This is a genomic window from Gammaproteobacteria bacterium (assembly GCA_035546635.1).
Classification (GTDB): Bacteria; Pseudomonadota; Gammaproteobacteria; order JAURND01; family JAURND01; genus DASZWJ01.
In genome coordinates this window covers 90,914-104,985 of the sequence record DASZWJ010000013.1, presented here as the reverse complement: position 1 = coordinate 104,985, position 14,072 = coordinate 90,914, and the positions used below count along the sequence as shown (strand labels likewise).

The following is a 14,072-nucleotide window of genomic DNA, read 5'->3' as shown; positions in this document are numbered from 1 at the left end:
TTATGAGGGAATAAGTGTGGAATTAAGACTTAAAAAACGTATTACCGGCGGTTTAATTTTATTGGCTGCGGCATTAATTATCATACCTTTGTTTTTTAACCATTCTATGCCTTCTAGTGAATTGCAATTATCTGCTGAAATTCCCGATCGGCCTGCTAAACCAGGCAACCTGGCTTTACCCATGCCGCCCAAAGAAGCTACTGTTCCAGCCAGTGCACGTATTGCCGGTAATGTGTCGGATAACTCTCAAAACCGACCATCGCGCATTGTATTTGAACAAATACAATCTTTAGGTGCAGGAAACAATAATAACGTGGTTCAGAAACCGACAGCTGCAGGTACTCCTGCCAATACAATTGTGGCACCCGCTTTACCACCGGTGGTTGCATCACAAACTGCAACGGTGCTGGCTTCCCCCGCTAATCCTGGCAATGTGCCGCAAAAAACAGCCGTAGCACAAGCTGCACCTGCTTCCAACACTACACAAATGACTGCTAATGTACCTAATAACGCAGCGCCATCCTCTCCAATGAATATTGCAGAACTGGAGCAGCAAACCACAACACCTGCGCTATCAGCTCAGAAAACACTAGCTAGTGAATCAGCTCCTGTTAATACTGATGAACCAGGTGCTGCGCAATCTGCCACACATAAGAAATCTGCGAAAAACAATAATTCCCATACAACCAAAGCACAGCACCCGGCAAAAAGCCAAAATACCGCTCCTAACCCTGAAGCTTGGGCGGTGCAGTTGGGTAGTTTTTCTGATAAACTCAATGCAGACAAATTAGTGAAAAAATTACAGGCGGAAGGATTTCCAGCCTATAGCCGTACGAGTAAAACTGCACACGGGGATTTGATTCGAGTACTGGTGGGCCCAGAATTACACCGCGCGGATGCAAACAGTTTGCTGGAAAAATTACAGAAACAATTGAGTTTACAGGGTATGGTGGTTAAAGGAGGGGGGTGAAACTTCCTCCTTCCAGGATCTGAGGCAACAAACACATATGAACTTGCAAAATTTCAACTGGGCTGATTATACCATTGCCGGCATTATCATTTTTTCAACCCTGATAAGCTTGGTGCGAGGTTTTATCCGCGAAGTGTTGTCCTTGGTTATCTGGATTGTTGCACTATGGGTGGCTTATCAGTACTACACGCAATTTGCCGCCCGCTTTCTAGGTAGCATCTCATCAGAAAGTTTAAGAGGTCCACTGGCGTTTTTAATCATATTTTTAGGCATAGTGATTATTGGCGCCATCATCAATTTCCTCATCGGCGGGTTAGTTTATAAAACCGGTTTATCCGGCACTGACAGGGTTTTAGGTTTGGTGTTTGGTTTAGCGCGTGGCGTGTTATTGGTCGCTGTCCTGATTTTGGCAGCACAGATTACTGCTGTGACTAAAGAGTCCTGGTGGAAAGAATCACAGCTCATACCGCAGTTTGATGGCATAGCGCAATGGATCTACAGTATATTACCCGCGGAAATTCAAAAAGTTGGCAAAGAAGCAACTGGAGCGGCTACTGCACCGCAACCATCTGAATCAGTGACACAACAGCCTAGTGCCCCGAGTACCCCAGAAACACAGCAACCCGTCCCCAACCCCGTTGTTCCAAAACCCAATCAGTGAGAAATTAAATTCATGTGCGGCATTGTCGGTACAGTAGCAAAGAGTAGTGTAAACCAGGATATTTATGATGCATTGATATTACTCCAGCATCGTGGCCAGGATGCCGCAGGTATCATGACTTGTGATAAAACCCGCATATTTTTGCGCAAGGCCAATGGCTTGGTGCGAGATGCAATTCGGGCTGAGCACATGCTACGGCTCCAGGGCAATATGGGCATTGGGCATTTGCGTTATCCCACCGCTGGATCCGATAGCGCTGCTGAAGCCCAGCCATTATATGTCAATTCACCTTATGGTCTTGCCATTGTTCACAATGGCAATTTAATCAATTCTAGCGCATTAGCCAAAGATCTCATGTTTGGAGATCGACGGCATTTGAATACGGATTCTGACTCGGAAGTTTTGCTGAATGTATTTGCGCACGAATTACAGAATCTGGGTAAAGCCGAATTGACTCCTCAGCATATTTTTAAAGCGGCACAGGGTGTTTATCAGCGTTGCCAAGGTGCTTATGCAGCGATTGTATTGATTGCAGGTTACGGCATTGTAGGATTTCGTGATCCATTTGGCATTCGTCCTTTGGTTTATGGTGTACGAGAGGGTAATGGTGGTCGCGAATATATGCTGGCTTCTGAAAACGTTGCGCTCGATGCACTGGGTTATGAGTTGGTGCGAGACGTGTTACCGGGAGAGGTGATTTTTATTAATACGGAAGGGCAAATATTTCAAGAGATCTGTGCACCGAAGGTACAGCATTCACCTTGCCTGTTCGAATATGTTTATCTGGCGCGGCCGGATTCCATATTGGATGAAATACTGGTTTATAAATTTCGTCTGGCTTTGGGTCAAAAGTTGGCTGAAAAAATCCGTCGTGAATTCCCTGAACATGATATTGATGTGGTGATCCCTGTGCCGGATACAAGTCGTAGCGCTGCCTTATCGTTAGCCCAGACTTTGGGTTTAAAATACCGTGAAGGTTTTGTTAAAAATCGTTATATCGGCCGTACATTTATTATGCCAGGGCAAACCATTCGGCAAAAATCGGTACGACAAAAACTCAATGCGATTAGTCTCGAATTTCAAGGTAAAAATGTGTTGTTGGTGGATGATTCCATTGTGCGTGGCACCACTTCCAAAGAAATTATCCAAATGGCGCGCGATGCCGGTGCGCGCAAAGTTTATTTTGCTTCTGCCGCACCTGAGGTGCGTTATCCTAATGTCTACGGTATTGATATGCCGGCTGCTAAAGAATTAATTGCGCACGGGCGTGACGTCAAGGAAGTTGCCCAAATAATAGGCGCTGATCGGCTGATTTATCAGGATTTATCCGCTTTATATGAAGCAGCGAAAGAAGGCAATCCCGGCATTCTTCGATTTGAGGATTCTGTGTTTACCGGCGATTATGTTACAGGCGATGTGACACCTGAATATTTAGCGACGCTGGAAAAGCGCCGCGGTGAAAAAATGAAGCAACACGAAGCCCAGGCGTTGAGTAGTGCGCAGATTGTAGAGGTGCATAATGCGGGTTAGTGTGAAAGGCTCCAGTCTTCAATCTTTAATTTCGGCACTCGAATAAACTCTTTTTTATTATTAGTAACTAAAGTGGTATGTAAACTTTTAGCATGTGCTGCAATCATCAGATCAAGAGGGCCTATTGGAGTACCATTTTTTTCCAGCCAGGCTCGGATGTGGCCATAATGTGTAGTTGCCTCTTGATCGAATGGCATTATTTCTAGGGGTGAAATAAATTCTTCCAAAGCGCTTTTATTCTTTTGAGAGTGCTGGCCTTTTCCAACACCATACATAAGCTCGGCTAGAGTAATAGTAGAAATACAAACATCTCCACTTTTACAAGACTTGAATTTATTTAATAGTTGCTCTGGCTGCTTCTTGATTAAATAAATACATATGTTGGTGTCTAACATATATTTCATGGGAAGATATCAAGCCGAATGTACTTCCTGTTTTTTGATCCATCGCCTGGAACCTGCCAGTGGCCAGACTTTTGATACTGCAGGTCATTATGTGCATGGACTGAAGAGAACAGAAGCAGGTTTTCGCATCAACTCCATCGTGCAGACAGTACTGTGGAGTCGGGGCGATTCTACTATACATGGCGCGTTTCGAAAGGATATTCGTTAAGCTAGCTTAATTCAATGTGATTGCCATGGCCTATTTAGTGACCCATCAACACAACCCCTTTCGCTTTCCCCGTTAATTAGGTAATATTGCGGGTTCCCCGACCCGGATAGCAGATTTTCCGGGTTTAAACCTTGCCTCACCCAAGCAGTATTCGGGAGGCGTTAGCGGTGTTTTCTTTGAAAATCCCGCCATCACCATAAGGAAACATTATGAAACATTATGAAATTGTATTATTAATCCACCCCGACCAGAGCGATCAAGTCCCAGCCATGGTCAAACGTTATAAAGCCGTTGTCAAAGACAGTGGCGGACAAGTACACCGCTTTGAAGACTGGGGTCGTCGTCAGTTGGCATATCCCATCAACAAGATCCATAAAGCCCATTATTTATTATTTAACATCGAATGCGATAAAAAAGCCTTAGATGAATTAACTACGGCTTTTCGCTACAATGATGCGGTATTGCGCAACTTAGTCCTGAATCGCGATGACGCCGTAACCGAGCCTTCACCCATGCAGCAAGAGACTGCACATAAGAAAACCGGTCGTGATGCCGAAGCTGAGAAAGAAGGCGCCTCTCAAGACACGGGGTCTGAATAAGCTGACTTTCCCCAAACCCAATCAGAAACAATCGAATTTTAGGAGAATTTTGTGTCCAGTTTTTATCGACGTAAAAAATACTGCCGTTTCACTGCCGAAGGCATTAAAGAAATTGATTATAAAGATACCGCTTTATTGCAAAACTACATCATGGAATCCGGTAGGATTGTGCCAAGCCGCATCACCGGTACCAGTGCGCGTTATCAGCGTATGTTAGCTAAAGCGATTAAATTAGCGCGTTACTTGGCGTTATTGCCTTACTGTGACCGCCACTGAAGGTAACCTATGCTTAAAAACATGGGGTTATATCTGCTCAAACAACGCCGCAATCTGATTATTGCGGCGCTAGTTTGTGCATTATTACCTTTTGCTGGCCTGCCGACTTTCTGGATCAGCATCCTATTATTGGCCTTAGTTACCCTTTATAAGGGCGGTAGAGAAGGTTTTTGGGTGCTGCTATGGGTGGTGTTGCCGGGGTTGGCTTGGAGTTTTATTGGCGATGCTTCGCAGATTGCAGGCATTATTGCGCTGCGAGTAGTGGTTGTGTGGTTATTGGCGGTGGTACTGCGTCGCACCGCCTCTTGGGCTATTATTTTGCAATGTGCGGCATTGATGGGGGTTATTAGTGTCATCAGCTTGCATCTGGTGATACCGGATGTTGCGCTTTGGTGGATAGAAGAGCTGACCACTTATTGGAATAGCCTTGCTCCCTCTTTGAATTTGGCCGTTGATGTGACAAAGGCGCAGGAGTTTTTGCAGTTTGCGTCGCAGTTTGCTACGGGTGTTTTGGCTGTTGCATTGTTAATCATGGATCTGACGCTATTATTACTCGCTAGAAGCTGGCAGGCGGCACTGTTTAATCCGGGCGGCCTTGCCAAAGAACTATTGCAAGTGCGTATGAGCTACACCGCATGCGCATTATTGCTGATAACCGCATTGGCTTCCTGCTTTGGTTCTGCTTTGGCAATGGATGTGCTGCCTGTCATGATGTTACCGTTTGCTCTGGCTGGTTTGAGTTTAGTTCATGGGCAATTAAAATATAAAAAACCCGAGCTGAAATTACCATTATTAATGGGACTGTACTTCGCGCTGATTTTATTTTTACCCTATGTGGCTATATTACTGTCTGCTGTAGCAGTGATAGACAGTGGTTATGATTTTCGTAGTCTGCGAACTAAGATAGGGGCGGCAGCAAAGTGAGGCTGTTACCATGAATTAGCTGTCATCCTGAATTTAGCTGTCATCCTTCGCTACGCTCAGGATAACAGCCTAGTAAAAAGTTATTTATTTTAATGAGGTTATAAGCAATGCAAGTTATTTTATTGGAAAAAATTCGTAATCTGGGAAATCTGGGTGAACAAGTGAAAGTTAAACCTGGACATGGTCGCAATTATTTGATCCCAAAAGGCAAAGCATTGCGTGCTACGCCGGAAAATATTGCTAAGTTTGAAACACGTCGTGTAGAGTTAGAGAAAGCCGAGGCAGAACATTTGGCTTCCGCTAAAGCAAGGGCAGAAAAACTGACTGATTTGGTAGTCGAAATAAAAGCCAAAGCGAGTGAGGAAGGTAAATTATTCGGTTCCGTTGGTACGCGGGATATCATTGAAGCTATTCATGCCAGAGGCGGAGAAGTGGATAAAAGCGAAATTGAACTGCCTAATGGTGTTATTCGACAGACGGGTGAATATGAAGTGTTTGTGCAATTACATACGGAAGTGCGGGTAGCTATTAAAGTGAATGTGATGGCTGAGTGAGGCGCTTACAGCCCCAACCTCTTATAGCCTTAGCTTTTTCCCTTCTCCCCTTGTGGGAGAAGGTAAGAAGACATGGCTGTAAGAGGGCACCTTCTCCCACAAGGGGAGAAGGGAAAAAGCTAAGGCCATAAGAGGAAAAAGGCCAAGGCTATAAGAGCTGGTAAGAAAAGCTAAATTGCGACACAATTCAATTTGGAAAACTCCCATAGTCCAGGAGCGACAATCATCCCATGCCCAAAAAAACTGATATTCCCCAAAAAACATTGCCTCGCAACAAAGCCAAAGCTGCAGATGCCCAAACTGAAGCCTTAAAAATCCCCCCTCATTCCATAGAAGCAGAACAATCCGTTTTAGGCGGCTTATTGCTGGATAATAAAGCCTGGGACAATGTCGCCGATCAAGTTGTGGATAGCGATTTCTACCGCCCAGAACATCGTTCGATTTTCAGAGCCATTACCAGTCTTGCCGCCAGGAATACGCCATTTGATGTCCTTACCGTCGCAGAAAGTTTAAAGCATCTCAATGCCTTGGAAGAAGCCGGTGGTGAGCTCTATTTATTTGAATTGGCTAAAAATACACCGAGTACGGCAAATATTGCCGCTTATGCCAACATTGTTCGTGAACGATCTGTGTTGCGCCAGCTCATCGGAACAGCAGGTGAAATTGCTGAAGCAGCATTTAATCCAGATGGGCGTTCCAGCAACGAACTGTTAGATGATGCCGAACGCAAAGTATTCGAAATCGCAGAGCAGGGCGCCAAACGCCAGGAGCCGCAAAAAATGAGCCAGCTTTTGGCAATTGCGACCGAGCGTATGGATACCTTATATCATTCCACCGAATCGATCACTGGATTGGCGACAGGTTTTGCTGATTTAGATGAGATGACTTCTGGGCTACAAGCCGGAGATTTAGTTATCATTGCCGGACGTCCCTCCATGGGAAAGACCGCTTTTGCAATGAATATTGTAGAAAATGTGGTAATGAAGTATGCTAAGCCCACTTTAGTTTTTAGTATGGAAATGCCCGGTGAACAACTGGCCATGCGTTTGATTTCTTCCTGGGGACGCTTAGATCAACACAAAGTTCGCACCGGCAAGTTGGAAAAAACTGATTGGCATCGGGTGGCAGCGGCAGTTGGTGCCTTATCTTCCGTTTCTCTTTATGTCGATGATAGTCCGGCACTCAATCCCGGGGAATTAAGAGCACGGGCGCGGCGCTTAATGCGCGAGCATGGTCAGTTGGGATTAATTGTGGTTGATTACTTGCAATTGATGCAGGTTCCAGGTTTCAAAGAAAACCGTACCTTAGAAATATCAGAAATTTCTCGCAGCTTAAAAGTGTTGGCCAGAGAGCTCAGTGTTCCCCTCATCGCGTTGTCACAGCTTAACCGTGGACTAGAACAGCGCAGTAACCGTCGCCCGATGATGTCTGATTTGCGCGAATCAGGTGCTATCGAACAAGATGCTGATTTAATCGCTTTCATATACCGTGATGAGGTTTACGATCCTAATAGTCCAGATAAAGGTGTTGCTGAAATTATTATCGGTAAGCAGCGTAATGGCCCTATTGGTACCGTCAAGCTGGCATTTTTAGGTCAGTTTACCCGTTTTGAAAATTTAGCTGCCGCAGCTTACTCTACTTCACCGCCAAATATGGGGCAGACGGCTGCTAGAGGGTCTTTTGCGGGACAAAGTGCTCAGACATTTAAGCGAACGCCGGCGGTGGTTGATTATGATGAATAAAGTTTTTTAATGTTATGCATCACACTGCTACTGCCCACATTAACCTTGCTGCACTAAATCATAATTTGCAGCGTGTCAAATCTTTAGCTCAAGGTTCTGCCGTGTTGGCGATGATAAAAGCCAATGCTTATGGCCATGGATTGCTGCGAGTTGCGAATGCTTTACAGGATGCGGATGCTTTTGGAGTCGCGCGCATTGACGAAGCATTACAATTGTTCCGTTATCATAGTGATAAAAATATCGTCGTGATGGCAGGTTTTCAGGACGCTGACGAATTGCAACGCATGGCGGCATTTGGCCTAGTCCCCGTCGTGCACACCCTGCAACAAGTAGAATTGCTGGAGCAAATATCAGTCACTAAAGCAGTGACAGTATGGTTAAAAATAGATACCGGTATGCATCGTTTGGGTTTTAGCCCTGAAGAAGCAGGGCAGGCTTATGAGCGCCTGTCACAATGTCCTCATGTCGCCAAACCCATTACCACCTTCACACATTTTGCAGAAGCTGACGAGCTAGAGCATCCAAAGACAAAGCAGCAACTAAATATCTTTAATCAAACTGTCAAATGGCCTGGACCTAAAAGCCTAGCTAATTCCGCAGGTATTATCGCATGGCCACAATCCCATGCGGATTGGGTACGTCCAGGAATCATGCTCTATGGTGCATCACCCTTTCCCGAACGCTTGGCTTTTGAATTTGATTTGCAACCTGTCATGACCTTGAGCTCAGAACTCATTGCCATTCATGATTTTCATCAGGGGGATGAAATAGGGTATGGCGGTACTTGGGTATGTCCTTCAGATATACGGATGGGTGTTGCTGCAGTAGGGTATGGTGATGGTTATCCGCGCCATGCTAAAAATGGTACGCCGGTGTTAGTGGATAATGTGATGTGCACCTTGGCTGGACGAGTGTCTATGGATTTGATAACCATTGATTTAAGTAATCATCCGAGAGCTAAAGTAGGTGATTGTGTTGTTTTATGGGGTGAAGGTTTACCCATAGAAAAAGTAGCTTTATGTGCCAATACCATCGCCTATGAATTATTGTGTCATGTAACGCCGCGCGTGCGTTTTTTAGAATCTTGACAGTATTCAGCCTTTATAGCACTATCGCGCCGACATATTACAGATTTTACTAATCCCCCTCCCACAAGGGAGAAAGGATAAAGGAAGCAAACAACCCTAGGCCGATGTGACACGATGACCCATGCAGCCCTTCATACGACAAATTTTCCATTACGCAAACACTACTACTCAAGCTGCATTTCCCTTTGGCGATTAATGCTTTTTCTCCCCCTAATGATCGCATTATTTCTTGCAGGATGCGCCACTACCCGCCCGCGTCCACATAATGTGGAAAATATTTGCAGTATATTTAATCAATATCCTGATTGGTATTGGCAAGCCAAACAGACTGAAGCTAAATGGGGCGTACCGGTTCCGGTGCAAATGTCCATTATTTACTATGAATCCGCATTTACCGCTAAAGCCAAGCCGCCGCGCAAAAAAATCTTATGGATCATTCCTTGGAAGCGCCCAACCTCGGCTGTTGGCTATTCGCAAGCCTTGAACAAAACTTGGTTAGATTACCAAAACCAGACTGGGAACAGTGACGGCAAACGCCATGAATTTGGTGATGCCTGTGATTTTATCGGTTGGTATAGCCACCAAGTAAATCATACATTGCGGGTTCCCCCAAATAATGCCTATGGGCTATATCTTGCCTACCACGAAGGAATGGGAGGTTATGCAAAGCGCAGTTATATTAGAAAACCTTGGTTAATCAGAGTAGCGCATAAAGTTTCAGCGCGCAGTAATATCTATCAACGGCAGCTGGTGAGTTGTGAAGATAGTATTCCTAGAGAATAATCTGTGAGTGAGGCGGCTCGCCCGTGTCCCAGGATGAGATATCAATGACAAAACCATTACATCCAGGCCAATTACGTTGGCAGTGCCGTCGCGGTTTATTAGAACTCGATGTATTGCTGGGCAATTTTCTAGAACGTAAATATCCTGCAATATCATCCCATCAACAAACAGCTTTCGCAGCTTTATTAGAAAGTACCGATCAAGAATTAATAAACTGGTTATTGATACGCGATAGTTTGCCTGCTGATTCTAGCTTGCAGGAAATTGTATTTATGCTGAGAGCAGGTGTCTAATACAGCCTTGGCTTTTTTCCTTCTCCCATCCCGCAAGGGGATTCCCTTCGGTCACAGACGGGAGAAGGAAAAAGGCTGGGGCTGTAAGAGGTGCTCCTTCGCCTATGCAAAGGATGATGTATGAGGAGCATACAAAACAAATTCCGCTACCGGCACCCCGCCAATTAAATGCTCCTGAATGATTCTCTCCAACACCGCCGGTGAACAAGAGTGATACCACACACCATCTGGGTAAATCACGGCGATAGGTCCATTCATACACACGCGCAGACAGTTAGCCTTAGTTCGCTGAACAGTATCCAGTTTTAATTCTTTCAAGCGGGATTTTAAATAATCCCAGGACGCTAAACCGTCCTCTAGTGAACAGCACTTGGGTTTTGTTTGATCGCAGCATAAAAAAATATGATGCCTCAATTCAGCTAAATTTAACTTAGCGACAATTCTCTGCAATTCAGGTGTTAGCATAGTGTTAAGTCCATCCGGGAAAAATTTCTTGCAGCCCTTTAATCATCAGACTCATGGCGATCGCTGACAACAGCAGCCCCATAATACGCGTCATGATTTTAATACCCGATTCACCCACGATTTTGCCGATGCGGGTTGAGAAAAACAACATCACCCCTATGACCAGGGAAACAAATAGAATACCTGCGCAGATATAAATTTTATGCGTGAATTCAGGAAATTCACGGGTAAAAATGACAGTATTGGTCATGGCGCCGGGACCTGCGATAATAGGTATACCTAAAGGCACTACTGCAATGGATTCTCTGACATTTTGTTGTTCTAGTTCTTCGGCGGTTTTTGAGGTAGGCGTTTCTTTAGAATGTAACATTTCTAAACCGCGCAACAAAATGATTAAACCACCAGCGATTTCAAAGGCAGGTAAGGAAATACCAAAGATTTCCAAAATAGGAATACCAGTCCAGGTGATAAGCACGAGTACAATAAAAATAGTCAAAGTGGTAACCAAGGCTATTTTGCGTTTTTCTTGCTCTGTTTTGTTCTGAGTCATACCTAAGAAAACAGCGACACTGCCGGCGGGATTCGTGATAGCAAGCATAGAAATAATAAAGCTGATGAATTGGCTCCACTGCATGAGAGATTACTCGCGAAGATTAGTTTATATAAAATATAATGAATAATGACTTAGAAACTAAAGGAGCGCTATCGTTTTCACATGAAACTTTATCTCACACGTCACGGAGAAGCCGTTGCGGCAGAAATCAACCCAGATCGTCCTTTAAGCGCACTTGGAGAAAAGCAGGTAAATAGCGTGGGCGAGAAATTGCATGCGCGCGGTATCGTCGTAGATAAGATTTACCACAGCGGCATTGTGCGCGCACGGCAAACAGCGGAATTACTCGCGCCACAAGTGCAAGCGGGCAGCGTTCTGCCATTACCTGGCTTGCGTCCTGAAGATCTGGTTGAACCTATGGAAATAGAAGTAGCCACCTGGACGCAACCAGTGATGCTGGTAGGACATTTACCCTTTATGGCTTATCTGTTAGAAGCACTCACCTTGCATTCAGCATCAGTGATATTTAACCCAGCGACAGTTGCGTGTCTTGCGCCTGTGGGAGATGGCTGGATATTAGAATGGGTGATACATGCGGCTGAGACGCGATGACACTGGTATTACAAAGATCGCGAATATGGCTGCTGCTGTTATTGCTAATTCATGCAGGTGCGCTGTGTTGTTTATTATTATCAAAGGCGCCATTTTGGATTATATTGCCTGCAGGACTGGCTGGGGTCGGTAGCTTAATCATTAGATTGCAGCATGCTGCATTAAGTGCTGCATCCGCCGTGGTGCGTTTATGGGTAGATAGTGATAGACAATGGTACTTGCAGAATCATGCGGGAAAGGTGGTGTCAGCACAGTTGCATGGCGACACCTTTGTGAGTCGGTATTTAGTTATTTTAAATTTTACATTAGAGACTAAACGGCGGAGTAACTCCGTAATTTTATGGGTGGATAGTGTGGATGCGCATACTTTTCGACGTCTTAAACAATATTTGTTGACTCAGCGTGTTATTACTAACTACTCTCCCCCTTTGAAAAAGGGGTGAGCAGAAACAAGGTATAGCTAGTCGCTGACGCGAAATTCAAAAAATGCACGTCGTCCCCTGGCTTTAAACTCAACAGCAATGGCTCCCTTCCAAGGGCTACATTGCATTACGGAAAATTATTAAATTAATGACTCACTCGACTGTCTACGCTAAACTTCTCCCATGAAATACATCAGAAACTTTTCTATCATTGCCCATATCGATCACGGTAAATCTACCCTAGCAGATCGCTTCATCCAACGGTGTGGCGGCTTATCCGAGCGTGAAATGAGCGAGCAAGTGCTCGATTCCATGGATATAGAGCGCGAGCGTGGCATCACCATCAAAGCCCAAAGTGTGACCTTGCACTATAAAGCCAAAGACGGTCACAGCTACCAACTAAACTTTATTGACACTCCGGGACATGTGGATTTCTCCTATGAAGTCTCGCGTTCGTTATCGGCTTGCGAGGGTGCGCTATTGGTGGTTGACGCAGCCCAAGGGGTAGAAGCGCAGACCGTGGCCGTGTGCTATACCGCCATCGAACAGGGACTGGAAGTATTACCGGTATTAAACAAAATTGATCTGCCTCAGGCTGAGCCGGATAAAGTGATACAGGAAATTGAAGACATTATTGGCATAGAAGCGCATCACGCTATCCGTATCAGCGCCAAAACAGGTTTGGGTATTGAAGATTTACTAGAACAATTAGTAGCCACCATTCCAGCCCCCAAAGGCCAAGATAATGCATTATTGCAGGCGTTAATCATCGATTCCTGGTTTGATAGTTATTTAGGTGTTGTATCCTTGGTGCGGGTCATGCAAGGTGTCCTCAAAGCGGGTGAAAAAATGCAGGTGATGTCAACTGGCCGGTCATATTTGGTAGACCAGGTTGGCATTTTTACACCTAAACGCCAGAACACCGGAATATTGAGAGCCGGTGAAGTAGGTTATGTCATTGCCGGAATCAAAGAAGTCAATGGCGCACCCGTAGGCGATACCCTGACACATGCACAGCACCCAGCTTCTTCGCCATTGCCGGGATTCCAAAAAGTCAAACCACAAGTTTTTGCCGGCTTGTTTACCATAAACGCCGAAGACTATGAGGCATTCCGCGATGCTTTAGCTAAACTGCGCTTAAATGATGCCGCCTTGTTTTATGAACCAGAAACTTCTGAAGCATTAGGCTTTGGTTTCCGTTGCGGCTTTTTAGGTATGTTGCACATGGAAATCGTGCAGGAACGTTTAGAACGCGAATATCAATTGGATCTAATCACTACTGCACCGACTGTTGTGTATGAAGTGGTGACGAGTAAAGGCGAAACCAAATACATCGATAATCCCTACAAATTGCCGCCGCCGGCGGAAATTGCCGAAATGCGCGAGCCCATCGCTCAGGTGAATATCCTGGTGCCGCAAGAATATCTGGGTAATGTCATTACCTTATGCGTGGAACGTCGCGGTGTACAGAAAAACATGCTCTATGCCGGTCGTCAAGTCGCACTGACTTATGAAATTCCTATGAACGAGGTTGTGTTAGATTTTTTTGATCGCTTAAAATCAGTCAGCCGCGGCTATGCTTCCCTGGATTATGCATTTAAATCTTTCCAGGCCGCGCCATTGGTTAAACTGGATATTTTGATTAATGGTGATAAAGTAGATGCCTTAGCCACAATTGTGCACCGCGAGAAAGCCCAACAACGCGGTCGTGCTTTAGTTGAAAAGATGCAGGAAATTATCCCGCGGCAGATGTTTGATGTGGCCATTCAGGCTGCGATAGGTTCACAGATTATTGCACGGCAAACGGTGAAGGCTTTACGTAAAAATGTCACAGCCAAGTGTTATGGCGGCGATGTAAGCCGTAAACGTAAATTATTGGAAAAACAAAAAGCTGGTAAAAAACGCATGAAGCAAGTTGGAAGAGTAGAGATTCCGCAGGAGGCGTTTTTAGCAGTGTTAAAAGTAGATCAGAAAAATTAAATGATGAA

17 protein-coding genes and 1 pseudogene are annotated in these 14,072 nt (G+C 45.1%); 15 read left to right on the top strand and 3 right to left on the bottom strand.

Going from position 1 to position 14,072, the window contains the following annotated elements:
* Positions 1–16: 16 nt before the first annotated feature.
* Genes VHE99_02525 through purF form a run of 3 tightly spaced genes read left to right on the top strand, consistent with a single transcriptional unit; the run spans position 17 to position 3,161 of the window.
* Positions 17–970 (top strand): SPOR domain-containing protein, encoded by a 954-nt coding sequence (locus tag VHE99_02525; protein ID HVV67899.1) that lies wholly within the window; start codon positions 17–19, stop codon positions 968–970.
* Positions 971–1,007: 37 nt separating this feature from the next.
* Entirely contained in the window at positions 1,008–1,631 is a 624-nt protein-coding gene (locus VHE99_02520; GenBank protein ID HVV67898.1) for a CvpA family protein, read from the top strand.
* A gap of 12 nt (positions 1,632–1,643) precedes the next feature.
* Complete coding sequence (gene purF, locus VHE99_02515) at positions 1,644–3,161, top strand: amidophosphoribosyltransferase (GenBank protein ID HVV67897.1); 1,518 nt, start codon at positions 1,644–1,646, stop codon at positions 3,159–3,161.
* Here purF and VHE99_02510 read toward each other — a convergent pair.
* Positions 3,158–3,565 (bottom strand): type II toxin-antitoxin system VapC family toxin, encoded by a 408-nt coding sequence (locus VHE99_02510; GenBank protein HVV67896.1) that lies wholly within the window; start codon positions 3,563–3,565, stop codon positions 3,158–3,160. The genes purF and VHE99_02510 overlap by 4 nt on opposite strands.
* Between VHE99_02510 and VHE99_02505 the strand changes: the two genes are divergently transcribed.
* From VHE99_02505 to VHE99_02465, 9 genes and pseudogenes are all read left to right on the top strand, one after another.
* Complete coding sequence (locus VHE99_02505; protein HVV67895.1) at positions 3,564–3,773, top strand: hypothetical protein; 210 nt, start codon at positions 3,564–3,566, stop codon at positions 3,771–3,773. The two genes, VHE99_02510 and VHE99_02505, sit on opposite strands and share 2 nt — an antisense overlap.
* A gap of 209 nt (positions 3,774–3,982) precedes the next feature.
* Positions 3,983–4,372, top strand: coding sequence for a 30S ribosomal protein S6 (rpsF, locus tag VHE99_02500; GenBank protein HVV67894.1), 390 nt, complete (start codon positions 3,983–3,985; stop codon positions 4,370–4,372).
* 51 nt (positions 4,373–4,423) lie between these two features.
* Positions 4,424–4,648, top strand: coding sequence for a 30S ribosomal protein S18 (rpsR, locus tag VHE99_02495; protein ID HVV67893.1), 225 nt, complete (start codon positions 4,424–4,426; stop codon positions 4,646–4,648).
* Between the two features lie 9 nt (positions 4,649–4,657).
* Positions 4,658–5,572: a hypothetical protein gene (locus VHE99_02490; GenBank protein ID HVV67892.1), complete on the top strand. Its 915-nt coding sequence runs from the start codon at positions 4,658–4,660 to the stop codon at positions 5,570–5,572.
* A 107-nt stretch (positions 5,573–5,679) separates the two neighbouring features.
* A complete protein-coding gene (gene rplI / locus VHE99_02485; GenBank protein HVV67891.1) occupies positions 5,680–6,126 on the top strand; it encodes a 50S ribosomal protein L9 in 447 nt (148 codons plus the stop codon).
* Between the two features lie 230 nt (positions 6,127–6,356).
* Positions 6,357–7,748: pseudogene (gene dnaB, locus VHE99_02480) on the top strand (replicative DNA helicase).
* Positions 7,749–7,882: 134 nt separating this feature from the next.
* Positions 7,883–8,956, top strand: coding sequence for an alanine racemase (gene alr / locus VHE99_02475; protein HVV67890.1), 1,074 nt, complete (start codon positions 7,883–7,885; stop codon positions 8,954–8,956).
* A 114-nt stretch (positions 8,957–9,070) separates the two neighbouring features.
* Positions 9,071–9,739 carry a hypothetical protein gene (locus VHE99_02470; protein ID HVV67889.1) on the top strand — a complete coding sequence of 223 codons (669 nt, stop codon included), beginning with the start codon at positions 9,071–9,073 and terminating at the stop codon, positions 9,737–9,739.
* Positions 9,740–9,783: 44 nt separating this feature from the next.
* Positions 9,784–10,032: a succinate dehydrogenase assembly factor 2 gene (locus VHE99_02465; GenBank protein HVV67888.1), complete on the top strand. Its 249-nt coding sequence runs from the start codon at positions 9,784–9,786 to the stop codon at positions 10,030–10,032.
* 102 nt (positions 10,033–10,134) lie between these two features.
* On the opposite strand, the gene VHE99_02460 is transcribed toward VHE99_02465, so the two are convergent.
* Together VHE99_02460 and VHE99_02455 are read right to left on the bottom strand one after the other, a co-directional pair.
* Complete coding sequence (locus tag VHE99_02460) at positions 10,135–10,497, bottom strand: (2Fe-2S) ferredoxin domain-containing protein (protein ID HVV67887.1); 363 nt, start codon at positions 10,495–10,497, stop codon at positions 10,135–10,137.
* Between the two features lie 4 nt (positions 10,498–10,501).
* Positions 10,502–11,131: a MarC family protein gene (locus VHE99_02455; protein ID HVV67886.1), complete on the bottom strand. Its 630-nt coding sequence runs from the start codon at positions 11,129–11,131 to the stop codon at positions 10,502–10,504.
* A gap of 81 nt (positions 11,132–11,212) precedes the next feature.
* Between VHE99_02455 and sixA the strand changes: the two genes are divergently transcribed.
* The 3 genes from sixA (at position 11,213) to lepA (ending at position 14,064) form a co-directional block, all read left to right on the top strand.
* Positions 11,213–11,662 carry a phosphohistidine phosphatase SixA gene (gene sixA / locus VHE99_02450; protein ID HVV67885.1) on the top strand — a complete coding sequence of 150 codons (450 nt, stop codon included), beginning with the start codon at positions 11,213–11,215 and terminating at the stop codon, positions 11,660–11,662.
* Positions 11,659–12,105: a protein YgfX gene (locus tag VHE99_02445; protein HVV67884.1), complete on the top strand. Its 447-nt coding sequence runs from the start codon at positions 11,659–11,661 to the stop codon at positions 12,103–12,105. Before sixA ends, VHE99_02445 begins: the two co-directional genes overlap by 4 nt.
* 162 nt (positions 12,106–12,267) lie before the next feature.
* Positions 12,268–14,064, top strand: coding sequence for a translation elongation factor 4 (gene lepA / locus VHE99_02440; protein ID HVV67883.1), 1,797 nt, complete (start codon positions 12,268–12,270; stop codon positions 14,062–14,064).
* Positions 14,065–14,072: the final 8 nt, after the last annotated feature.

Coding starts and splice junctions, on each gene's coding strand:
- VHE99_02520 (HVV67898.1), top strand. CDS start 1,008: ATGAACTTGCAAAATTTCAACTGGGCTGATTATACCATTGCCGGCATT.
- purF (HVV67897.1), top strand. CDS start 1,644: ATGTGCGGCATTGTCGGTACAGTAGCAAAGAGTAGTGTAAACCAGGAT.
- VHE99_02505 (HVV67895.1), top strand. CDS start 3,564: ATGGGAAGATATCAAGCCGAATGTACTTCCTGTTTTTTGATCCATCGC.
- VHE99_02510 (HVV67896.1), bottom strand. CDS start 3,565: ATGAAATATATGTTAGACACCAACATATGTATTTATTTAATCAAGAAG.
- rpsF (HVV67894.1), top strand. CDS start 3,983: ATGAAACATTATGAAATTGTATTATTAATCCACCCCGACCAGAGCGAT.
- VHE99_02490 (HVV67892.1), top strand. CDS start 4,658: ATGCTTAAAAACATGGGGTTATATCTGCTCAAACAACGCCGCAATCTG.
- rplI (HVV67891.1), top strand. CDS start 5,680: ATGCAAGTTATTTTATTGGAAAAAATTCGTAATCTGGGAAATCTGGGT.
- alr (HVV67890.1), top strand. CDS start 7,883: ATGCATCACACTGCTACTGCCCACATTAACCTTGCTGCACTAAATCAT.
- VHE99_02470 (HVV67889.1), top strand. CDS start 9,071: ATGACCCATGCAGCCCTTCATACGACAAATTTTCCATTACGCAAACAC.
- VHE99_02465 (HVV67888.1), top strand. CDS start 9,784: ATGACAAAACCATTACATCCAGGCCAATTACGTTGGCAGTGCCGTCGC.
- VHE99_02460 (HVV67887.1), bottom strand. CDS start 10,497: ATGCTAACACCTGAATTGCAGAGAATTGTCGCTAAGTTAAATTTAGCT.
- VHE99_02455 (HVV67886.1), bottom strand. CDS start 11,131: ATGCAGTGGAGCCAATTCATCAGCTTTATTATTTCTATGCTTGCTATC.
- sixA (HVV67885.1), top strand. CDS start 11,213: ATGAAACTTTATCTCACACGTCACGGAGAAGCCGTTGCGGCAGAAATC.
- VHE99_02445 (HVV67884.1), top strand. CDS start 11,659: ATGACACTGGTATTACAAAGATCGCGAATATGGCTGCTGCTGTTATTG.
- lepA (HVV67883.1), top strand. CDS start 12,268: ATGAAATACATCAGAAACTTTTCTATCATTGCCCATATCGATCACGGT.